The following is a 20,413-nucleotide window of genomic DNA, read 5'->3' as shown; positions in this document are numbered from 1 at the left end:
GCGCGCGATCGAAGACGGAGCATCGAAATGAGTCTTGCCGGGCAACCATCAGACGGCGGCAGCCGCATCCTCGTGCTGGCAGGCGGTCTCGTCGGCGCGGCAGGGGTGGCGCTGTCGGCGGCGGCCGCGCATCGCGGCGGCGCCTTCACCGGCACGGCCGCATCCTTCCTGCTGATGCATGCGCCGGTCTTCCTCGCCATCGGTCTTATCGGCGGCAGCCGGTATCTCAGGATCGCAAGCCTGGCGCTCCTTGTCGGCCTGCTGCTGTTCTCGGGCGATCTTCTCGCCCGGGATTTCCTCGGTTCGCGACTGTTTCCGATGTCGGCGCCGATCGGCGGCACGCTGCTTATCGTCGGCTGGCTGGCGATTGCGGTCTCGGCGCTGTGGCGCCCAGGGTCCTAGATCCGCCTTGCCATTGCTGAGGCTCGTCGGAAAATGGGCCGCGACTACCGCCCTCCCCGACGCAGGCGCCGCTGGCGCGACGCCGGCTCCGCCGCGCGCCGGCGTTCCGGCCGGTCGGTTGCCGGCGAGATGCCCCAATAGTTGCGATAGATGGCCTCGAAAAGATGGCTGATGGGATGCATGGCTTGGTTCCTTCAATTGAATCGATCCAACCGATCGACGCGAAAAAGACTGGCTGCTCAGGCGCGCTTGCGCTCCACGACGAAGCGGGGCTGACGCTTCCACGGGCCTGTCTTGCCGCGGCGCCGCTCACTCTGCGCGGCCGAAGCAATGCCCCAATCGTTGCGGTGGACGTCCTCGAACAAAAAATTGACCGGATGCATGGCAACCCTCCTTCTCGTATCTTGCTTCATGTCAGGTGACTTGGATCGATTCAATCATAAGCCTTGCACCGCCGAAGTCAAGGAGAAATTTGAATCGATCCAACAAAAATGGTAAGTGGACCGTCGGACATTCCGCGTCCATGTTCGACATGCGACCGGATTCGGAGAACAGACATGGCATCACTCATCGAAGGCCAGGCACGCCCCATCCGGCTGGCGGATATTGCCAAGGCGGCGGGCGTCTCGCATGGGACGGCCTCCAATGTCTTCAGTCGCCCGGAGGTCGTGCGCGCCGAGGTGCGCGAGCGGGTCAGGGCGGTGGCGGAGGCGATGGGTTACGCCGGGCCTGATCCGAAAGGCCGCCTGCTGCGCGCCGGCAAGGTCAATGCCATCGGCGTCGGCACGACCGAGCCCCTTTCCTACTTCTTCGAGGATCCCTTCGCGCGCGTCATGATGGCCGGCATTTCCGAGGCCTGCGACGCCACCGGCGCCGGCATCGCATTGGTTTCGGCGGCCAACCAGGAGAAGCTCGCCTGGAACATCCAGAGCGCGCTTGTCGACGGTTTCATCCTGTTCTGCATCGAAGGCGGCTCGCGTCTCGTCGAGCTGACGCGCGAACGCAGGCTGCCCTTCGTGGCGTTGGAGCTCGGCTTTCACGACGAGACGATCTCGGCCATCGGCGTCGACAACATCGCCGGCGGACGGCTCGCCGCGCGGCATCTTGCCGAACTCGGACATCGCCGTTTCGCCGTGCTGTCGCTTACTCTCGGCGATGACCGCACCGGCTTCGTCACGCCCGAAATGGTCCGCTCGGCCGTCTACACGGGAACGCGCGATCGTCTGGCCGGCTATTTCGAGGAACTGTCCGGCTTCGGTGTCGACACGAAGAGCATCCCGGTCTTCGAGACCGAGAACGAGCAAAGGAGCACCTGGGCCGGGCTCGAAGCGATCTTTGCCGGCGGCGAGCGGCCGACCGCCATCCTGGCAATGTCGGACAGGATGGCCATGATCGCCATCGACTGGCTGACTGCGCGCGGTCTGAAAGTGCCGGAAGACGTTTCCGTTGTCGGCTTCGACGGCGTGCCCGACGGCGCGCTCTGCGACCCGCCGCTGACCACGATCGCGCAGCCGATCACCGAGATCGGCCGGCGGGCCGCGCGCATGATCCTCGACTATGACGGCGCGGTGCGGCGCGAGACGATGGGCGTTGAGCTCGTCGTCAGGGCCTCAACGGGCCCTGCTCCCATATCCTAGAACCACATCTCAATATCCGCCGACCCGCGCCGGCATGGGCGGCACAGGGAACCCGGCGCGCGCCGGCTCCGCACGCGCCGGCTTGATGCGGGTCGGGCCGAGACCGGCGAGCCATTCGAGATAGAGCGCCAGCGCGAACTGCATGGCGATGCCGGCAGCGATCAGCAGCGTGTCATAGGCGAGGCCGCCCGGATTGATCAGCCTCAGCACCTGAGCGGCCATGGCGATCAGCGTTCCGGCAACGAAAACGGGCAGCGAGCGCTTGCCGAGGATCGCCAGCGGATTGTCAGGCTTGGCGCGGAAAAGGTTCGACACGGCCGGCAGGGCGACGATCAAATAACTGACGGCCAGGATATGCAGCAGCCGTGGCAGCGACAGGAAGGTCTTGTCGAAGCCGCCGATCACCACCGGCAGATTGAACCAGGTGATCTGCCCCCAGAGTGGGCTGTGCACCCAGATCGCCGCGCCCACCACATAGACGCCGGCGAAACCCAGCAGCCACCGGTTTACGGGGATGGTGCCGCCGCGCTTGACATGCAGCATGGCGGCAAGGCCGATGTTGAACAGGAACTGCCAGGACAACGGGTTCAAGAACCAGAGACCCGGCTCGGGATAATTCGGCGGCGCGATCTGCCAGATGCCGGCGATCAGCCACAGCAGCCCGGATACCGTCAGTGCCGCCACGGGCCTGTAGCTGACGAACAGAACGAAGGCCGGCGCCGCCAGAAGCAGCGCCGCATAGACCGGCAGGATGTTGTTGTAGCCGAGCTGATGGCCGAGGGTGACGATGCCGAAAAGCACCTCCGGCGTGTCCTTCATCAGCGGCTCGATGTTGATCATCTTCAACAGCTCCGGGCGGTGGGCGAACACGGCCGTGGCGGAAAACAGGGCGATCACCAGCATGGTGATGACGATGTGGGTGACGTAGAGCACGCCGGCGCGCCGCCACATCTTGAGGGTCGCCAGCAGCCTGCCCCCCGGCTTGAACTTGGTGCCATAGGCGAGCGCCACCGAGATGCCGGAGATCAAAACGAAGGCCTCTGCCGCATCGGAAAAGCCGAGGTTCTTGTAGGTCAGGTTTTCGAAGACGGTACCCGGCACGTGGTCGACGAAAATGGTGAGCAAGGCGAGCGCGCGCAGCACATCGATACGCGTATCGCGTTGAGAAACGGGGATGGTCATCGACAAAAGGCCTCAGAGCTGGTGTTTCATGTCCAGCAATGCGACCCCCGACGCACCGCTTCGATTCCTCCCGTTCGGGAGTGTATCGGCGCAGAAACGGCCCGAAATGCGCCGGGTTCAATCAACTTTCGCGGAGCTTGAAAACATTCCGTTTTGAAGCCGGCAAATCAGCGAAATCACCGTAGAATCAAAAGGATCTGATCATGTCCGAACATGACAGCAAAAACAGCGAGCTGCAGCGTGATCTGCCCTTTTCCTATCGTCTGATCAGACCGGAAAATGCGAGCGGCGAATGCCTTTTCGTGCTGCATGGATCGGGCGTGGACGAAGCGACACTTTTGCCGCTGGCGAGGCGGATCGCGCCGCGCGCGGTGGTTGTCGCAGCACGCGGCCGCATCCGCCAGGAGGACGGTTTTCGCTGGTTCGAGCGAATCACGCCGACCAGCTTCGAGCAGTCGAGCATCCGCGCGGAGACGGCCGCTTTCGCCCAATTCGCGGTGGAAGCCGCACGGCACCACGAGGTTGATCTCACTCGCGCGACCTTCCTGGGTTACTCAAACGGCGCCAATCTGGTTTCCACGCTGATGCTGCTTCACCCGGGCCTCGTCAGGCAGGCGGCGCTGCTCAGGGCGATGCCGGTGCTCGACGATGCGCCGGCGACCGACCTTGCCGCAACGCGAGTGCTGATCATCGCCGGCGCGGCCGACCAGACCTACGGCCCGTTCGCGCCAGCCTTGGTGACGCTCTTCAGCCAGCGCCGTGCCGAGGTCGATGCGCACATCGTCGCCTCCGGCCACGAGTTCGGCGCCGCGGATGCCGCGATCGCCCGGCAGTGGCTTGCCGCGACCTCGACGCCGGCCGCCTGACGAGAGATAGACGCTGCTGCCGAGGCTAACCCTGCCCCATCCGGTTCCAGGCATCCAGCCCGGCGATCTTGTAGGCTTCGGCGAGCGTCGGATAGTTGAAGGTGTTGTTGACGAAGAAGTCGACCGTGCCGCCGAGATTGATCACCGCCTGGCCGATATGGATGAGCTCGGTCGCACCCTCGCCGACGATATGGGCGCCGAGCAGGCGGCGCGTGTCGACCGAGAACAGGAGCTTCAGGAAACCTGAGTTGACGCCCATGATGTGGCCGCGCGAGGTTTCCCGGAAGCGCGCCACGCCGACCTCATAGGCGATCCCGCTCTCGCGCACCTGCTCCTCCGATTGGCCGACGGTGGAGATTTCCGGCACGGCGTAGATCCCGTAAGGGAAGGTTTCCGGCGGCGGTGGCAGCGCCACGCCGAAGGCATGGCAGGCAGCCACCCTGCCCTGCTCCATCGAGGTCGAGGCCAGACTCGGAAACCCGATGACGTCGCCGGTGGCATAGATATTGGGCGCGCTGGTCTGAAATGTCTGGGGATCGACCTTGATGCGGCCGCGGCTGTCGGCCTCGATGCCGACCACGTCGAGCCCGAGGCTGCCAAGATTGCCGCTGCGGCCGGCAGCGTAAAGCACGATTTCGGAGCGAATGGTACGGCCATCGGCAAGCGTCACTTCGGCATGATCGGGCTTGGAGGCGATTTCCTTCACCGTGCTGCCGAGGCGAATGGTCATGCCGCGGTCGCGCATCTGATGGATGAAGTCGTCGACGATTTCGCGATCGACGAAATCGAGGATGGTGTTGCGCGGCTCGACCAGCGTCACCGGCACGTCGAGCGCCGAAAAGATGGTCGCGTATTCGACGCCGATGACGCCGGCGCCGATGACGGTCAGCGTGCGCGGCAACCGGTCGAGTTCCAGCATCTCGTCGCTGTCGAAGACGCGCGTCTTGTCGAACGGCACGTCGCGCGGGCGGTGCGGCCTGGTGCCGACGGCGATCAGCGCATTGGCGAAACCGATCTCGCTGTAGTCGCCATTGTCGGTGGTCAGGCTGACCTTGTTGGCGCCGATGAACTTGGCCGTGGCCCGCGCGCTTTTGACCGCGTTGCGCATGAACTGATGCTGTAGCACCTCGACTTCGTGATCGAGCGTCTTGCGCAGGCGCTCGACGAGGTCGCTGACCGAAATATCCTGCTTGACCCGATAGCCGCGCCCGTAGAAGCCGCGCTCGCGCCAGCCGGAGAGATTGAGCACGGTTTCGCGCAGCGTCTTGGATGGAATGGTGCCGGTGTGCACGGAGACGCCGCCGAGACGCCGGCCCCTATCGACGACCAAAACCGACTTGCCGAGCTTGGCCGACTGCACCGCGGCGCGGCGCCCGGAGGGGCCGCTGCCGATGACCAACATGTCGTAGTCCATATTCCACATCCCCTCGGCGTCTTTTTGCGCCGCAGCAGGCTAACGCGATCCGCGCCATGAATTCAATCGCCGCAGCGCGGCTCGCCACAGCCTGCCGCGCGGGCGTCACGAGCAGTCCATCTTGATTCCGCCACCGGCTTTCACCATTTCAGTGGCGAATGGCCGAGACTGATTTCTGGTCTGTTGCGAGGGCATGACACATGAACACGCGCGTGCTGGACGGCGAGATTATCACCACAAGGCTCGAGGATACACGCGCCTACCGCGGCGTGCGCACCAGGCGCGTCTTCGCCTTCATCCTCGACTATTTCTTCGTGGCGCTGCTCACCATCCCCTTCGCCATATTGGTCGCCCTACTCGGGCTTTTGACCTTCGGCCTGGGCTGGGCGCTGTTCTCCGTCCTTCTTCCGGCGGTTGCCATCCTCTATATCTGGAACACGCTGGGCAGCCGCGACCAGGCCACAACCGGCATGAAGATCATGGGCATCCGGCTTGAGAGGCTCGACGGCACGCGCATCGACGGCCTGACCGCCGTCGTGCATTCGGTGCTGTTCTGGGCCGGCAACGTCATCCTGACGCCGCTGGTGCTGCTGGTCACGCTGTTTTCCGATCGCAAGCGCACGCTGCACGACCTGCTTCTCGGCACCGTCGTCACCCGCACCGATAGCTGACGATATGTGCGGCCGCCCTCGCCGCGCCGGTTGTGCTAGATTATGAACAGCTTGGGCCGGCCGAGACAGCACAATCCTGTTGAATTTTTCGCCGGCCGGGCCAAAGGTAGGGCGATTCGCAGGAGCGTGTCCAAGAATCGATGACGCAGCATCCGACCCAGTCGCCGCAGTTCTTCCTGACCGCGCCGTCCCCGTGCCCCTATCTGGAGGGCCAGTTCGAGCGCAAGGTGTTCACGCACCTTGTCGGCGACAAGGCGCCCGAGATGAACGATCTGCTCACGCAAGGCGGCTTCCGGCGTTCCCAGAACATCGCCTACCGGCCAGCCTGCGAATCCTGCCGCGCCTGCGTGTCGGTGCGCATCCTGGCGCAGGAGTTTACCGCCAGCCGCAACATGCGCCGCGTCACCCAGCGCAATGCCGACCTCATCGGCGCCATGCACGACGCGCAGCCTTCCACCGAGCAATATTCGCTGTTTCGCGCCTATCTCGACGCGCGCCATCGCCGCGGCGGGATGTCCGACATGACAGTGCTCGACTATGCGATGATGGTCGAGGACACGCATGTCGACACCAAGATCATCGAATACCGGCGGCGCGGCCCCGACACCTTCATCACCGGCAAGGGCCAGGGTGAATTGATCGCGGTGGCGCTGACCGACAAGATGGCCGACGGCTTGTCGATGGTCTATTCCTACTTCAATCCCGATTTCGAGGACCGCTCGCTCGGCACCTTCATGATCCTCGATCACATCGCCCGCGCCAAGGCGATGGGACTGCCCCACGTCTATCTCGGCTATTGGGTCAACGGCTCGCGCAAGATGAGCTATAAGATGCGATTCATGCCGCAGGAGCATCTCGGCCCGAAAGGCTGGGAACGCTACGACCACGAAGCGGTCAGTCGCTGACGTTTTTTCCAAAGCCCGTTCTTAAACTGTTTCAAGGGGCAGGAAGCTGGTGTTTCCGCCACTCGCTGGAAGAGTGCGCCATCGAGCCAGCCACCGCCTGCAAATCATTGCGAGACCTATCATGTCTTCCCACCACGACCATCGGAAAGGCCTGCTGATCACCGCCATCGGCGGCCTGGTGCTCACCTTCGACATTCCCCTGATCCGGCTCGCGGATGGCAGCCCGTGGACCATCATGGCGCTGCGGACCGGGACAACGCTTGTCGCCACCCTGTTGATTTGGGTCGTCTGGCGAGCGGTGCGCGGCAACGTGCCGAAGCTCATCCCCGGCTGGTCGGGCCTGGCGGCGGCGATCTGTTACGGCCTGACTTCCATCACTTTCGTCACCGCCGTCTATAATACCTCGACCGCCGACCTCGTCTTCATCCTGGCCTTCAACACCGTCTTCGCGGCGCTGCTCTCCTGGCTGTTCCTCAGAGAACGACCGCGGCTGAGCACCGTGATCGCAATGCTGGCGATGATCGTCGGCGTGCTGATCATTGTCGGGGGTTCGGTCGGCACCGGAAAACTGTTCGGCGACTTCATGGCGCTCTGCTCGGCTTTCTTCGTCGCACTCGCCATCACCATCTCGCGCGCCAGCGGCAAGGACATGGGCTTCACCGCGCTGATCGGCGTCGTCTTTCCGCTGGCGCTCGCCGCATTCATGGTCTCGGGTGAAGGGCTGCACGTCAACGCGCCGTGGTGGATCATCTTCAACGGCGCGGTGATCATGCCGATCTCGTTCTTCTGTCTCGCCGCCGGCCCGAAATATATTTCAGGGCCGGAGGTGGCGATGTTCTACGTTCTGGAGACGGTGCTCGCGCCCGTCTGGGTCTGGCTGGTCTTTGCCGAGGCTCCGACGCGAAACAGCCTGATCGGCGGCGCGATCCTGATCGTGGCGCTGGTAGCCCACTCGCTCTGGCAATTGCACGAAGGCCGCAGGCGCCGCGCGGCGCTCGCCGTCGCCTACCCGGCCTGAATTTTCCTGGTCTCAGGCGCCGTCTCGATTCGTGGCGGCCCGTTCCCTTCTTCGGCCGCAGGTGGAAGCTCATCCATCAGCTCGACCTCGCGCAGCCATTCGCGCCAGATGGCGACGAGCAGCGCCATCAGTACAGGGCCTATGAACAGGCCGAGGAAGCCCATCGTCTTGACGCCGCCGATCAGGCCGAAGAAGGTCGGCAGGAAAGGCAGCTTGATCGGCCCGCCGACCAGCTTCGGGCGCAGCGTCTTGTCGACGATGAAAAGCTCGACCGCGCCCCAGACGAACAGCGCAAGGCCCGCAAACAACTTGCCGCTGGCGGCGAGGTAGATCGACACCAGCGTGAAGGAGAGCGGCGCGCCGCCCGGGATCAGCGCCATGATGCCGGTAAGCGCGCCGAGCGTCACCGGCGACGGCACGCCGGCCAGCCAATAGGCGACGCCGAGCACCACGCCCTCGCCGATGGCGATGACGGTCATGCCGGTGACGGTCGATGAAATGGTGGCCGGCACGACGCGCGAGATCCGCTCCCAGCGCGTCGGCAGGATGCGCTCGCCGAGGCGATCAACCTGCGCCGCGAAGCCCTCGCCGTCACGATAGGCAAAGAACAGCGCGATCAGCATGAAAAGCAGCGTGAGCAGCAGCCCGAAGGCGCTGCCGCCGGCGGCCAGCGCGCCGCGATAGATGGTGCCGATGTTGGAGCCGCTGACCATCTGGATCAATTCGCCGATGCCGCCGGGATGGCCGAGATTGGCCGTCCACTGCTGGTTCAGCCATTCGCCGACGACCGGCATGGTGGCGATCCATTGCGGCGTGGCGGACCCGTTGCGGTTGGTCTCGATCGCCCACACCACCCACTCGCGAAGCTCGTTGATGGCGTAAGTGCCGGCGAGCGCTATCGGCACCACCAGGAAGGTCAGGATGAACAGGATCGCGAGGGTCGCGGCGATCGTGCGGTTGCCGCCGACCCCGGCGAGCAGCCGGCGGTAGAGCGGCCAGCTGGCGAAGGCGATGACGAGCGCCGCCAGCACCGGGAACAGGAAGCCGTGGAAGAAATAGACGCCGGCGGCGACGATCAGCACCAGGAGCCAGCGCGCCGCCGACAGCGGCGGGATGACGGCAGCCCTCAGCGGCGCCGACAGACCGAACAGGCGCTGCCCTGGTTTCTGGATCTCAGCCCGCTTCAACCCTGCGGTTCTCCCCTGCCAGCTCCGATGGTTGCTTATGGACCATCATAGTGCAGCAATCGTGACGATAGTCCAAATGTTTGCGCCTAGCCTCCTCCCATGTGGGAGAAGGTGGATGGGCGCGTAGCGCCGAGACGGATCAGGGATGTTCCAGCGGAGTGAGATGTCTGTGTTCCCTGGAACACCCTCGTCCGTCGCCTTCGGCGACACCTTCTCCTACAGGGGAGAAGGGGAAGCCTGGCTAGCCGAACTTCCCCGTCCTCGGGAAACCCTTCGGCACCATGCGACCTGCGGCTGCACGGGCGCCGATCCACTCGGCCAATTCCTCGCGCGACTTGGTGAAGGTGCGGTCGGCCGAATCCTGCCAGGTCAGCCCCGCTGCAATCGTGAAGGTCTTAAGGTCCAGCACGCCGCCGTCCTTGTATTTCTGCAGGCGCACACCCTTGCCTCGCGCCATTTCCGGGATTTCGGACAGCGGGAAGATCAGCATCTTGCGATTCTCGCCGACGATGGCGAGATGGTCGCCGGCAACCGGAATGCAGCGTTTGGCCTCGTCCGGCGCCTTGACGTTCATCACCTGCTTGCCCTTGCGGGTGTTGGCGATCACCTCTTCCTCGGAGACGACGAAGCCGTTGGCGTCGTAGGAGACCAGAAGCAGCCTGCGCTTCGGGTCGTGGACGAAGGCGGTGACGATGTCCTGGTCGTTCTCCATGTCGACGATGATGCGGATCGGCTCGCCATGGCCGCGCCCGCCCGGCAGCCGGTCGGCGCCGATGGTGTAGAACTTGCCGCCGGTGGTGAAGACCAGGATCTTGTCGGTCGTCTGCGCGTGGAAGGCGAGCTTCAGGCTGTCGCCTTCCTTGAAGGCAAGCTGCGAATAGTCGGTCAGGTGACCCTTCATCGCGCGGAGCCAGCCCTTTTCCGAAACCACGACGGTGACAGGCTCGCGCTCGATCATGGCGTGCGCGATATCGGTGAGGTCATGCTCGGGCGCGTCGGCGAACTGGGTGCGGCGTTTGCCGAGCTCGGTCTCCGGACCGAACTTCTTACGAACCTCAGCGACTTCCCACTTGATCGTCGCCCATTGCTTGGCGTCGGAGGCAAGCAATGCCTCGATCTGCTTCTTCTCCTCGGTAAGGCCGTCGAACTCCTTGCGGATTTCGATCTCTTCGAGCTTGCGCAGGGCGCGCAGCCGCATGTTGAGAATGGCCTCGGCCTGATTGTCGGTGAGCGACCAGCGGGCCATCATCACCTGCTTGGGCTCGTCCTCCTCGCGGATGATCCTGATCACCTCGTCGATGTTCAAATAGGCGATCAGATAGCCGGCCAGGATTTCCAGCCGCTTCTCGATCTCGCCCAGCCGATATCTCGAGCGGCGGATCAGCACGTCGCGGCGGTGATCGAGCCATTCCCTCAGCACGCCCTTCAGCGACAGGACGTTCGGCACCTTGCCGCGCGACAGCACGTTCATGTTGAGCGGGAAGCGGCTTTCGAGCTCGGTCAGCTTGAACAGCGATTCCATCAGGATGCCTGGATCGACGCTGCGGCTCTTCGGCACCAGCACGATACGGATATCCTCGGCGCTTTCGTCGCGGACGTCCTCGAGCAGCGGCAGCTTGCGCGCCATCAGCAGCTCGGCGATCTTCTCGATCAGCCTGGCCTTCTGGACGCCATAGGGGATTTCGGTGACGACGATGCTCCAGGTGCCCCTGCCCTGGTCCTCCTGGCTCCATCTGGAGCGCACGCGGAAACCGCCGCGGCCGCTCTCATAGGCTTCGAGGATCGAGGCGCGGCTGTCGACGATGATGCCGCCGGTCGGGAAATCCGGTCCTTGGACGAAATCCATCAGCTTCGTCACCGGCGCGTCCGGATGCTCGATCAGATGAAGTGCCGCGTCGCAAAGCTCGGCGGCGTTGTGTGGCGGGATCGAGGTCGCCATGCCGACCGCAATGCCGGATGAGCCGTTGGCGAGCAGGTTCGGGAAGGCGCCGGGAAGAACGGAGGGTTCCTCGTCCTCCTCATTATAGGTCGGCCGGAAGTCGACGGCGTCCTCGGTGATGCCGGCAAGTAGCTCGGTCGCCACCTCCGTCATGCGCGCCTCGGTGTAGCGCATGGCGGCGGCGTTATCGCCGTCGATATTGCCGAAATTGCCCTGCCCGTCGACCAGCGGGTAGCGCATCGAGAATTCCTGCGCGAGGCGCACCAGCGCGTCGTAGATCGACTGGTCGCCATGCGGATGGAACTTACCCATCACCTCGCCGACGATGCGGGCGCATTTGGCGAAGCCCTGATCCGGGTTGAGCCGCAAGAGCCGCATGGCATGCATGATGCGGCGATGGACCGGCTTCAGTCCGTCGCGCACATCCGGCAGCGCCCGATGCATGATGGTGGACAGCGCATAGGCGAGATAGCGCTTCTCGAGCGCTTCCTTCAGATCGACCGGTTCGATGTTGTCGCCGCCGCCATTGTCTTCAGGCGGCAAATGCCTTTTGCCCATGGATTTGGACTAGCCGAGCGGGTGATTCGCGGCAAGCGCCGGGTTGGCAGTCGGCGGATTCGTCGCAAATGGCGACGTGAAGGATTTCACGGAACCGGCAAGGCGAGCATTCCAGTTTGCCCATTCTGCAACCGGCCTCGGCAGCAAGCGGGCTAACCGGCCAACATCAATCTGTTACATGCGCCCTCTATCTGGGCAGGCAACGCGCCGGCGCAGGAGAGCCGCGGTCTTCATGACAAATTCACCGCATCATGCAAAGCGTGCCGGCCGGGTTTGCTTTTCATCGCCGTTTTCGACAAATGTGCCGGGAAACGCCTTGTTCCCGACCCGTTCGTCGCGGAATGGTGACGGAGTAGAATTCAAAAACACTTTTCAGGACAGGGAACTCGCCATGACAATTCAACGCTCAATGCTCAAGAAACTGGCTTTTTCAACCATTCTGCTGGCCCTGCCGCTCAACACCGCCTTCGCCGCCGATCCGGCGGTGGCCGAGCGCGTCAAGGCGGCCCTTGCCGCCCAGGGCGTCGACATTTCCTGGACCGGCGTCTCCGGCGACGATTCGAACGCGGTGCTGCAGGGCGTGTCCATCAAGCCGGCAGCTGAAAAGCAAGCCCTGCCGATCGGCGACGTGAAGCTGGAGGGCATCACCGAGGCCAATGGCGGCTTCGAGATCGCGACCGTCTCGAGCTCGGCATTCGAGCGCAGCCAGGACGCCGTGACGCTCAACCTCAGCCCCGTTGTCATTCACGGCATGAAGGTGCCGGCCGAAGGCAGCACCGACCCGCTCGGCTCGCTGATGATGTACAAGTCGGCCGAGCTCTCCAACATGACGGTCAAGGTCGGCGACAAGACGGCCTTCTCGATGGACGGGCTGGCCGTCCAGATCACCCCGCCGGCCGACGGCAAGGCGATGGATTTCACCGCCAACACGGAAAAGTTCAACGCCGACCTGACACTGGTCGAGGACCCGAAGTCGAAGGAGGCGATCCAAGCGCTCGGCTACCAGAACATCTCCGGTACGGTCTCGATGGCCGGCACCTGGCAGCCCAGCGACGGCAAGATGGAGCTCTCGAAATACGACATCTCGGTCGAGAATGCCGGCACGCTCGGCATGACCTTCAATCTCGGCGGCTACACCCTCGACTTCATCAAGTCGATGCAGGAGATGCAAAAGAAGTTCGCCGCACAGCCGGAGGGTGCCGACAATTCCGCGCAGGGCATGGCCATGCTCGGCCTCTTGCAGCAGCTGTCCTTCAACGGCGCCTCGGTGCGCTTCGACGACGATTCGCTGACCGGCAAGGTGCTCGACTATGTCGGCAAGCAGCAGGGCATGTCCGGCAAGGACGTCGCCAACCAGGCCAAGGCGATCGTGCCGTTCGGCATGGCGCAGCTCAACAATCCCGAACTGACGGCCGAGGTGTCGGCCGCGGTCAACAGGTTCCTCGACGACCCCAAGAGCCTAGAGATCTCGGCCGAACCGCCGGCGTCGGTGCCGTTCGCGCTGATCATGGCCGGCGCCATGTCCAACCCGCTCGACCTGCCGAAGACGCTGGGCGTGAAGGTCAAGGCGAACGAGGACTGATCGGCGCGCTTCGCACCTGCCAGCATTGTCGAACGGCGGTTCGGATGATCCGGATCGCCGTTTTCGTAAGATCAGGGCCTGATCTCCTCGACGAAGGCGTTCGTCGCTCTTTACAAGAGTATGTCGGACCACACCGGCCCGCCGTGACCCTCCTCGGGGTCTCGGGTTTGGCATTCCCGCAGCAATTGGTTGAAATCCGGGCGGTTGCCCACACGCTCTGACCCAATCCTTGAGAAAATGGCTCTGGGAGCGATCGCCAGCCGCCAATCGCTCCCGGAGCTACCATCGATTCAGGAAGAGTCCTCTCGTCAGTCCTTCTTCGCCACGGCGACGCGCAGCGACAGCTCCCGAAGCTGCTGCGGGGTTGCCTCCGAAGGCGCGTTCATCAGCAGGTCGTAGGCCTGCTGGTTCATCGGGAACATGGTGACCTCGCGCAGGTTCTTGGCGCCGACCAAAAGCATGACGATGCGGTCGATGCCGGCCGCCATGCCGCCATGCGGCGGCGCGCCGTACTGGAAGGCGCGGTAGAGGCCGCCGAAGCGCTCCTCGACCGTCTGGCGATCGAGGCCGACCATCTCGAAGGCCTTGACCATGGTCTCCGGCAGGTGGTTGCGGATGCCGCCGGAAGCGATCTCGAAGCCGTTGCAGACCATGTCGTATTGGAACGCCTTGATGCCCAGCGGCTCCTGACCGCCGAGCGCGTCGATGCCGCCCTGCGGCATGGAGAACGGATTGTGGGCGAAGTCGATCTTCTTCTCGTCCTCGTTCCATTCGAAGAACGGAAAGTCGACGATCCAGCAGAGCTCGAAGCGATCGCGGTCGACGAGGTTCAATTCCTCGCCGGCGCGGGTGCGCGCGGCGCCCGCGAAGGAAACGAACTTCTTCGGGTCGCCGGCAACGAAGAAGGCGGCGTCGCCATCGGCAAGGCCAAGCTGCTGGCGCACCGCCTCGGTGCGTTCCTCACCGATGTTCTTGGCGATCGGTCCGGCGCCTTCGAGCTTGTCGCCCTCCTTGCGCCAGAAGATGTAGCCGAGACCCGGCTGGCCCTCGCCCTGCGCCCAGGAGTTCATGCGATCGCAGAAGGCGCGGCTGCCGCCGGTCTTGGCGGGGATAGCCCAGACTTCGGCCTTCGGATCGTTGGCCAGGATGTTGGCGAAGACCTTGAAGCCGGAATCGCGGAAATGATCCGAGACCGCCTGCATCTCGATCGGGTTGCGCAGGTCCGGCTTGTCGGTGCCGTAGGTCCGCATCGCCTCGTCGAAGGGAATGCGGCGGAATTGCTGAGTCACCGGCTTGCCGGCGGCAAAGGTCTCGAAGACGCCGCGAAGCACCGGCTCCATGGTGGAGAGCACGTCATCCTGCTCGACGAAGCTCATCTCGAGGTCGAGCTGGTAGAACTCGCCGGGCAGGCGGTCGGCGCGCGGATCCTCGTCACGGAAGCAGGGCGCGATCTGGAAGTAGCGGTCGAAGCCGGAGACCATGATCAGCTGCTTATACTGCTGCGGCGCCTGCGGCAGGGCATAGAAGGTGCCGGGATGGATGCGCGAGGGCACCAGGAAGTCGCGCGCGCCTTCGGGCGACGACGCGGTCAGGATCGGCGTCGAGAACTCGGTGAAACCAACCTCGTCCATGCGCTTGCGCATCTCGGCGATGATCTTGGTGCGCGCAACGATGTTCCTGTGCAGCGTCTCGCGGCGCAGGTCGAGGAAGCGGTATTTCAGGCGGATGTCCTCGGGGTATTCAGGCTCGCCGAACACCGGCAGCGGCAGTTCCTTGGCCGCCGACAGCACTTCGATCTCGCGCGCGAAAATCTCGATCCCGCCAGTCGGCAAATTGGCGTTGACGGTCTCCGGCAGGCGCGCCTTGACCTCGCCGTCGACGCGGATCACCCATTCGCCGCGCACCGTCTCGGCGACCTTGAAGGCCGGCGAGTCCGGATCGGCGACGATCTGGGTCAGGCCGTAATGGTCGCGCAGATCTATGAAGAGCAGCCCGCCATGGTCGCGCACGCGATGCACCCAGCCGGACAGGCGGACCGAATTGCCGACGTCGGTCTTTCTCAATTGGGCACAGGTGTGGCTGCGGTAACGATGCATTGTCATTGGTGGAGTCCGGAATTGCGGGCTAAAGCCCGGCTCGAAAATTGGCGCGAAAAGCGCATGAGAGGCCGGCTTTGTCAAGGCAAGCGGTCACACGCAGGCGGGTGCCGCAGATCAGGCAAAGTGGATTTCGACACCCAGGCGCTCGAAATCGGCAAGGATGGCTGATGGCGCCGTCTTGTCCACCACCAGATGGCTTATCGCGTCGGGCGCGGCGACGCGATAAGGCGCCGCGGTGGCGAGCTTGTCGTTGGTGACGGCGATCACGATGCCGGCGCTATTCCTGGCCATGGCGCGCTTGACCTCCGCTTCCGCCGAATCGAAAGCGGTGACGCCACGCGAGGCATCGAGGCCGCAGGAGCCAAGGAAGAACAGATCGGCGCCAAGCTGCGCCACGGCGGCCAGCGTATCGCCGCCGACACAGGTGCCGAGGTCGCGGACATACCTGCCGCCCAGCACAAACAGCTCGACCAGGGGCAGATCGGCGAGTGCCGATGCGACGCCCAGCGAATTGGTAGCGACCGTCAGCTCGATATCGCGCGGGATGGCCCTGGCGATCGCTTCGTTGGTCGTACCGCCGTCAATGAACAGGGCCTGTCCGGATCTCAGCATACCGACTGCGGCCTTCGCAAGGCGTAGCTTCTCCTCAGGGGCGTGGCGAGCGCGCTCGCTGATCGTTGCCGCTGCGAAAGGCGCCGGCGCTACCGCACCGCCATACACGCGACGCAACTGCCCGGCCTTGGCCAGTTCCCGCAGATCGCGGCGAACCGTGTCTTCCGAAACGCCGAAGCGGCTGGCGAGCTCGCCAGCCAGGACCTTGCCTTCCGCTGCCAGCCGGTCGCGAATAAATTGATACCGTTCCTCGGTGAGCATGCACGATCCTATTTCTTTGTGCGTGTTCTTGCATGTTTTGCGTGTTCATGCAAGAAAATGCGCAGTGCCGTCCGCCCTTCCCCGATGGAAAGTCGCAATGACCTTTGGCTTGAAACTCGCCCCTCAGCATCGCGTCTATGCCGGTTTCGCGATCTACTCCTTCGCAATGGGCAACATTTTTCCGCGCTTGCCGGACATCAAGCACGCCATGGCGATCGAGGACGGCACGCTGGGGCTCAGCCTAATCGGGACGCCGATCGGCACTTTGACCGCATTGACGCTCGCGACGCCCGTCCTTGAGCGTGTCGGCTTTCGGCGCGCGCTGCTCTGGCTCGTCCCGCTTCTGGCGCTCGCCTATTCGGTCGCGGTGCACGCGCCGGGGCCGCTTGGGCTGTTCCTGATGCTGCTGCCGGTCGGTCTGATGATCGGCAGCGTCGAGATCATCCTCAATGTCGAGGCCGACCGGACGGAGTTCCTGCTCAAGCGCCGAATCATGAACCGGGCGCACTCCTTCTGGAGCGCGGGCTTCTTCGGCGCCGGGCTGTTCGGCGGCGCCATGGCGCATCTCGGCCTGTCGCCGCAGTTGCATCTGGCGCTGGTGGTGCCGATGGTGACCATTGCAACGGCTCTGTTTCTCGGCGGCTTCGAGCCGGCGCCCGCCCGCTTCGCCAACTCCGGCGACAAGGCGCCGATGTTCGCGCGGCCGACATTGCCGATCCTGGTCCTGGTCGCCGTGACGCTTTCGGCGATGCTCCTCGAAGGCGCCAGCATCGACTGGTCGGCGATCTACATGCGCACCGTCTTCGACTCCGGCCCCTTCGTCGCCGGATTGACGGTGGCGCTGTTTGCCTTCTCGCAGGCAACCACACGCTTTTTCGCCGACTCCTTCGTCGACCGCCACTCGCCAAGCGGGGTCGCGCGCGTGCTCTTGGCAGCGATGGCGGCCGGCGTGCTCATCGTCTTCTTCTCGCCGCTGCCGGCCGTTTCGATGCTTGGCTTTGCCCTGTTGGGCATCGGCAGCAGCGCCCTCTTCCCGCTGGCGATCTCCGCCGCCGCGCAACGGACGGATCGCCCGGCGGCGATCAACGTCGCGGCGCTCTCGCAGATTTCCTTCATCGCTTTCCTGCTCGGCCCGCCGCTGCTCGGCTTCGTATCGGACCATTGGGGCATCCGCTCCGCCTATGGCATCGGCATCCCCTTCATCGCGCTCAGCCTGCTGACGGTAGGTTCACTTGGCCGGAGGCCGGCCGCGGAGAACATCCATGCGTTTCCGGGCGAGACACCTGCTACGGTCGAGCTGGAGATAGAAATACGGGCCGGCAAGGCTTAGGACACCCCTACCCCGATCGGCAGCCCATCTCCTCGGCCGGGTGCAAGGATGTGAAGTTGCATTTGCCGCTGGCGTTGACAGGATCTATGGTCCAAGAAGAGGTCACAGATCCGTGATTGCCTCTCTTTAATGTCGTCCATCCGCCCGCTTATTCCGCTCCTGATTGCCGCAGGCATCCTGCTTGGCGGCAACGGGCTGCAGGGCACGCTGATTGCCTTGCGCGGCGCGCAGGAAGGCTTTTCCGCTTCCGATATCGGCCTGATGGGCACGTTCTATTTCGCCGGTTTCCTGCTCGGCTGCCTGGCCGTCACGCGTATCCTGAAGGCGGTCGGCCACGTCCGGACTTTTGCCGCGCTGGCCGCGATCGCCTCGGTCGGCACGCTGCTTCTGGTGCTCGTCATCGACCCCGTCATGTGGTGCGCGGTGCGCTTTGCCGGCGGCTTCTGCTTCGCCGGCCTGTTCACCGTCATGGAAGCCTGGCTGAATTCCGGCGTCGGCAACAAGGACCGCGCCCGGGTGCTCGCCATATATCGCATGGTCGACATCGGCTCGGTTACTGGCGCGCAATTCCTGATTCCGATCTTCGGCGCCGGCGGCTTCGCCATCTTCGCCGTCATGTCGATGATGATCACCTTTTCGCTGGTGCCGGTCTCGCTCGGGGACCGCTCGAACCCGGCGCCTCCGGAAGACGTCAAGCTCGACCTGCCGCGCGTCTGGCGGATCTCGCCGCTCGGCTCGATCGGCTGCATCGCCGTCGGCCTCACAAACAGCGCCTTTCGCACGCTGTCGCCGGTCTATGCCGAGGAGATCGGCATGTCGGTCGCCGATGTCGTGACCTTCGTCAGCGTCGGCATTTTTGGAGGCGCCCTCATCCAATATCCGCTTGGCTATCTCTCCGACCGCCGAGACCGGCGCTCGGTGCTGTTGACGACGACGTGCTGCGCCATGCTTGCCGCGCTGGCGCTGGCCTTCGTGGCGCGCGCCGACCCGTTCCTCAACTTCATCATCGTTTTCATCTTCGGCAGCTTCGCGATGCCGCTCTATTCACTATCGGCAGCGCATGCCAACGACCGCGCCGGCAAAGGCGAATTCGTGCTGATCAACGCGGCGTTGATGCTGTTCTACTCCTTCGGCGCGATCGGCGGTCCGATTGCGGCCTCGGCGGTGATGCAACATTTCGGGCCGAGCGCGCTGTTCGTTTTCAACGCCGTCGTCTATGCCGTTCTCATCATCGTGATCCTCTACCGCATGCAGGTGCGGTCGGGTGTGCCGGCCGGCAGCCGCAGCCGCTTCACCGCGCTTTTGCGCACGTCGACGCTGTTCGCGCGACTGGCGCGGCGGGGCGGCGATTCCGACAAGCAGGACTAGAGCTTTTCAGCGTTTCGCGGAAGCGCCGAACCGCTCTATCTCTTTGTTTTTACGCAATTCCGGACGGAAAACCGTTCGTCACTTTTCCTGGAATTGCTCTAACTGCGGCTTGACGAAAGCGCTTGCGGCTGAAATTGAAAGAGGCCTGATATGATGCCAAAAGCGAATTGATGCACGTCATCACCACCCAGAAAGAACTCGAGAGCGTCATCGCGGCGTTCGAAAAGTCCGAATTCGTAACCGTCGATACCGAATTCATCCGCGAAACGACCTTCTGGCCGATCCTCTGCCTCATCCAGATGGCCGCGCCGGGCGTGACGGCGCTGATCGATCCGCTTTCGCCCGACATCGACCTCAAACCCTTCTTCCGGCTGATGGCCAACGAAGCGGTGGTCAAGGTTTTTCACGCCGCACGCCAGGACATCGAAATCATCGTTCATCTGGGCGATCTGGTGCCGCATCCGGTGTTCGACACGCAGGTGGCGGCCATGGTCTGCGGCTTCGGCGACAGCGTCTCCTACGATCAGCTGGTGCAGCGCATCACCGGCGCGCGGCTCGACAAATCCTCGCGCTTCACCGACTGGCGGCACCGGCCGCTCTCCGACAAGCAACTCGAATACGCGCTCGCCGACGTCACCCACCTGATCAAGGTATATGAGCACCTCAGCGCCGAGCTGAGGCGCGAGGACCGCGCCCACTGGCTCAACGAGGAGATGGACGTCCTCACCTCGCGCCAGACCTACGATCCGCATCCGGAGGATGCCTGGAAGCGGCTGAAGATGCGGCTGCGCAAGCCGCAGGAGCTGGCGATCGTGCAGGCGGTGGCGGCATGGCGCGAACGCGAGGCGCGCGAGCGCGACGTGCCGCGCGGCCGCGTGCTCAAGGACGATGCGATCTACGAAATCGCGCAACAGGCGCCGCGCGACGCGACTGCGTTGGGGCGGCTGCGGACGACGCCGAAGGGCTGGGAGCGTTCGGCGACGGCAACCGCGCTGCTCAGCGCCGTCAACACCGCCCTTTCCCTTCCGAAGGAAGCGATGCCCAAGCTGCCGAAGACGTTCCAGCCGCCGGAGGGCTCGAGCGCGGCGGCGGAACTGCTCAAGGTGCTGCTCAGGATCGTCGCCGAGAAGGAAGGCGTCGCCTCCAAGGTGCTCGCCTCGAGCGACGACATCGACCGCATCGCCGCCGAGGGTGATGCCGCCGACGTGCCGGCGCTGCAAGGCTGGCGGCGTGCCGTGTTCGGCGAGCAGGCGCTTAGACTGGTGCGCGGCGAGATCGGCATCAAGTTCGACAAGCGCAGGATAGCGGTATTCGACCTTTAAAGCGCGTCGCGCCGAAACGGATTCCGGCAACCGCTTCAAATACTTGAATTTCATGGCGTG

At 64.1% G+C, this 20,413-nt stretch carries 18 protein-coding genes; 10 read left to right on the top strand and 8 right to left on the bottom strand.

The genetic code is table 11. The annotated features are described in order from the left end of the window. Positions 1–27: 27 nt before the first annotated feature. The gene (locus A9K71_RS21915) at positions 28–402 is read left to right on the top strand and encodes a DUF423 domain-containing protein (protein ID WP_067000694.1); all 375 of its coding nucleotides are present in this window, start codon (positions 28–30) and stop codon (positions 400–402) included. Positions 403–446: 44 nt separating this feature from the next. Here the strand turns inward: A9K71_RS21915 and A9K71_RS32155 are convergent, their stop codons facing one another. Together A9K71_RS32155 and A9K71_RS32150 are read right to left on the bottom strand one after the other, a co-directional pair. Continuing rightward, on the bottom strand, positions 447–584 hold the full coding sequence (locus A9K71_RS32155) for a hypothetical protein (protein WP_082980633.1): 138 nt from the start codon (positions 582–584) through the stop codon (positions 447–449). A gap of 57 nt (positions 585–641) precedes the next feature. Further along, a complete protein-coding gene (locus tag A9K71_RS32150; RefSeq protein ID WP_082980644.1) occupies positions 642–785 on the bottom strand; it encodes a hypothetical protein in 144 nt (47 codons plus the stop codon). A 174-nt stretch (positions 786–959) separates the two neighbouring features. Here A9K71_RS32150 and A9K71_RS21910 point away from each other — a divergent pair, with 174 nt between their 5' ends. Beyond that, the gene (locus A9K71_RS21910; RefSeq protein WP_067000691.1) at positions 960–2,039 is read left to right on the top strand and encodes a substrate-binding domain-containing protein; all 1,080 of its coding nucleotides are present in this window, start codon (positions 960–962) and stop codon (positions 2,037–2,039) included. 9 nt (positions 2,040–2,048) lie between these two features. Here the strand turns inward: A9K71_RS21910 and opgC are convergent, their stop codons facing one another. Beyond that, positions 2,049–3,221 (bottom strand): OpgC domain-containing protein, encoded by a 1,173-nt coding sequence (gene opgC, locus A9K71_RS21905; RefSeq protein ID WP_067000687.1) that lies wholly within the window; start codon positions 3,219–3,221, stop codon positions 2,049–2,051. Between the two features lie 203 nt (positions 3,222–3,424). On the opposite strand from opgC, the gene A9K71_RS21900 reads away from it, so the two are divergent. Further along, positions 3,425–4,087: an alpha/beta hydrolase gene (locus tag A9K71_RS21900; RefSeq protein ID WP_067000684.1), complete on the top strand. Its 663-nt coding sequence runs from the start codon at positions 3,425–3,427 to the stop codon at positions 4,085–4,087. Positions 4,088–4,112: 25 nt separating this feature from the next. Here A9K71_RS21900 and sthA read toward each other — a convergent pair whose 3' ends face one another. After that, entirely contained in the window at positions 4,113–5,501 is a 1,389-nt protein-coding gene (gene sthA / locus A9K71_RS21895; RefSeq protein ID WP_067000999.1) for a Si-specific NAD(P)(+) transhydrogenase, read from the bottom strand. Positions 5,502–5,701: 200 nt separating this feature from the next. Here sthA and A9K71_RS21890 point away from each other — a divergent pair, with 200 nt between their 5' ends. The 3 genes from A9K71_RS21890 to A9K71_RS21880 all read left to right on the top strand — a co-directional run bounded on the left by A9K71_RS21890 (position 5,702) and on the right by A9K71_RS21880 (position 8,095). Continuing rightward, positions 5,702–6,172: an RDD family protein gene (locus tag A9K71_RS21890; protein WP_067000681.1), complete on the top strand. Its 471-nt coding sequence runs from the start codon at positions 5,702–5,704 to the stop codon at positions 6,170–6,172. A 140-nt stretch (positions 6,173–6,312) separates the two neighbouring features. Next, positions 6,313–7,077, top strand: a complete 765-nt coding sequence (locus A9K71_RS21885; protein WP_067000678.1) for an arginyltransferase — start codon at positions 6,313–6,315, stop codon at positions 7,075–7,077. A 121-nt stretch (positions 7,078–7,198) separates the two neighbouring features. Next, complete coding sequence (locus tag A9K71_RS21880; protein WP_067000675.1) at positions 7,199–8,095, top strand: DMT family transporter; 897 nt, start codon at positions 7,199–7,201, stop codon at positions 8,093–8,095. Here A9K71_RS21880 and A9K71_RS21875 read toward each other — a convergent pair. Together A9K71_RS21875 and parC are read right to left on the bottom strand one after the other, a co-directional pair. Continuing rightward, on the bottom strand, positions 8,083–9,282 hold the full coding sequence (locus A9K71_RS21875) for an AI-2E family transporter (RefSeq protein ID WP_067000672.1): 1,200 nt from the start codon (positions 9,280–9,282) through the stop codon (positions 8,083–8,085). The genes A9K71_RS21880 and A9K71_RS21875 overlap by 13 nt on opposite strands. Positions 9,283–9,523: 241 nt before the next feature. Beyond that, the gene (parC, locus tag A9K71_RS21870) at positions 9,524–11,779 is read right to left on the bottom strand and encodes a DNA topoisomerase IV subunit A (protein ID WP_067000669.1); all 2,256 of its coding nucleotides are present in this window, start codon (positions 11,777–11,779) and stop codon (positions 9,524–9,526) included. Between the two features lie 391 nt (positions 11,780–12,170). Between parC and A9K71_RS21865 the strand changes: the two genes are divergently transcribed. After that, complete coding sequence (locus A9K71_RS21865; protein ID WP_067000665.1) at positions 12,171–13,361, top strand: hypothetical protein; 1,191 nt, start codon at positions 12,171–12,173, stop codon at positions 13,359–13,361. Between the two features lie 308 nt (positions 13,362–13,669). On the opposite strand, the gene aspS is transcribed toward A9K71_RS21865, so the two are convergent. Both aspS and A9K71_RS21855 read right to left on the bottom strand, forming a co-directional pair. After that, positions 13,670–15,457: an aspartate--tRNA ligase gene (gene aspS, locus A9K71_RS21860; protein ID WP_067000662.1), complete on the bottom strand. Its 1,788-nt coding sequence runs from the start codon at positions 15,455–15,457 to the stop codon at positions 13,670–13,672. Between the two features lie 117 nt (positions 15,458–15,574). Further along, a complete protein-coding gene (locus A9K71_RS21855) occupies positions 15,575–16,333 on the bottom strand; it encodes a DeoR/GlpR family DNA-binding transcription regulator (RefSeq protein WP_067000657.1) in 759 nt (252 codons plus the stop codon). A gap of 97 nt (positions 16,334–16,430) precedes the next feature. Between A9K71_RS21855 and A9K71_RS21850 the strand changes: the two genes are divergently transcribed. The 3 genes from A9K71_RS21850 (at position 16,431) to rnd (ending at position 20,353) form a co-directional block, all read left to right on the top strand. Then, a complete protein-coding gene (locus tag A9K71_RS21850; RefSeq protein WP_067000654.1) occupies positions 16,431–17,663 on the top strand; it encodes an MFS transporter in 1,233 nt (410 codons plus the stop codon). A 129-nt stretch (positions 17,664–17,792) separates the two neighbouring features. Continuing rightward, positions 17,793–19,031 (top strand): MFS transporter, encoded by a 1,239-nt coding sequence (locus A9K71_RS21845; RefSeq protein ID WP_067000652.1) that lies wholly within the window; start codon positions 17,793–17,795, stop codon positions 19,029–19,031. A 170-nt stretch (positions 19,032–19,201) separates the two neighbouring features. Beyond that, entirely contained in the window at positions 19,202–20,353 is a 1,152-nt protein-coding gene (gene rnd, locus A9K71_RS21840; protein WP_067000650.1) for a ribonuclease D, read from the top strand. The last annotated feature ends 60 nt before the right edge of the window (positions 20,354–20,413 follow it).

It is taken from the genome of Mesorhizobium sp. WSM3873 (genome assembly GCF_001672445.1).
In the GTDB taxonomy this organism is placed as follows: domain Bacteria; phylum Pseudomonadota; class Alphaproteobacteria; order Rhizobiales; family Rhizobiaceae; genus Mesorhizobium.
This window is presented reverse-complemented; position numbering and strand designations above follow the sequence as displayed.

Bases quoted from the DNA above. Each gene is read 5' to 3' on its own strand.
- A9K71_RS21915 (WP_067000694.1), top strand. From the start codon at position 28: ATGAGTCTTGCCGGGCAACCATCAGACGGCGGCAGCCGCATCCTCGTG.
- A9K71_RS32155 (WP_082980633.1), bottom strand. From the start codon at position 584: ATGCATCCCATCAGCCATCTTTTCGAGGCCATCTATCGCAACTATTGG.
- A9K71_RS32150 (WP_082980644.1), bottom strand. From the start codon at position 785: ATGCATCCGGTCAATTTTTTGTTCGAGGACGTCCACCGCAACGATTGG.
- A9K71_RS21910 (WP_067000691.1), top strand. From the start codon at position 960: ATGGCATCACTCATCGAAGGCCAGGCACGCCCCATCCGGCTGGCGGAT.
- opgC (WP_067000687.1), bottom strand. From the start codon at position 3,221: ATGACCATCCCCGTTTCTCAACGCGATACGCGTATCGATGTGCTGCGC.
- A9K71_RS21900 (WP_067000684.1), top strand. From the start codon at position 3,425: ATGTCCGAACATGACAGCAAAAACAGCGAGCTGCAGCGTGATCTGCCC.
- sthA (WP_067000999.1), bottom strand. From the start codon at position 5,501: ATGGACTACGACATGTTGGTCATCGGCAGCGGCCCCTCCGGGCGCCGC.
- A9K71_RS21890 (WP_067000681.1), top strand. From the start codon at position 5,702: ATGAACACGCGCGTGCTGGACGGCGAGATTATCACCACAAGGCTCGAG.
- A9K71_RS21885 (WP_067000678.1), top strand. From the start codon at position 6,313: ATGACGCAGCATCCGACCCAGTCGCCGCAGTTCTTCCTGACCGCGCCG.
- A9K71_RS21880 (WP_067000675.1), top strand. From the start codon at position 7,199: ATGTCTTCCCACCACGACCATCGGAAAGGCCTGCTGATCACCGCCATC.
- parC (WP_067000669.1), bottom strand. From the start codon at position 11,779: ATGGGCAAAAGGCATTTGCCGCCTGAAGACAATGGCGGCGGCGACAAC.
- A9K71_RS21865 (WP_067000665.1), top strand. From the start codon at position 12,171: ATGACAATTCAACGCTCAATGCTCAAGAAACTGGCTTTTTCAACCATT.
- aspS (WP_067000662.1), bottom strand. From the start codon at position 15,457: ATGCATCGTTACCGCAGCCACACCTGTGCCCAATTGAGAAAGACCGAC.
- A9K71_RS21855 (WP_067000657.1), bottom strand. From the start codon at position 16,333: ATGCTCACCGAGGAACGGTATCAATTTATTCGCGACCGGCTGGCAGCG.
- A9K71_RS21850 (WP_067000654.1), top strand. From the start codon at position 16,431: ATGACCTTTGGCTTGAAACTCGCCCCTCAGCATCGCGTCTATGCCGGT.
- A9K71_RS21845 (WP_067000652.1), top strand. From the start codon at position 17,793: ATGTCGTCCATCCGCCCGCTTATTCCGCTCCTGATTGCCGCAGGCATC.
- rnd (WP_067000650.1), top strand. From the start codon at position 19,202: ATGCACGTCATCACCACCCAGAAAGAACTCGAGAGCGTCATCGCGGCG.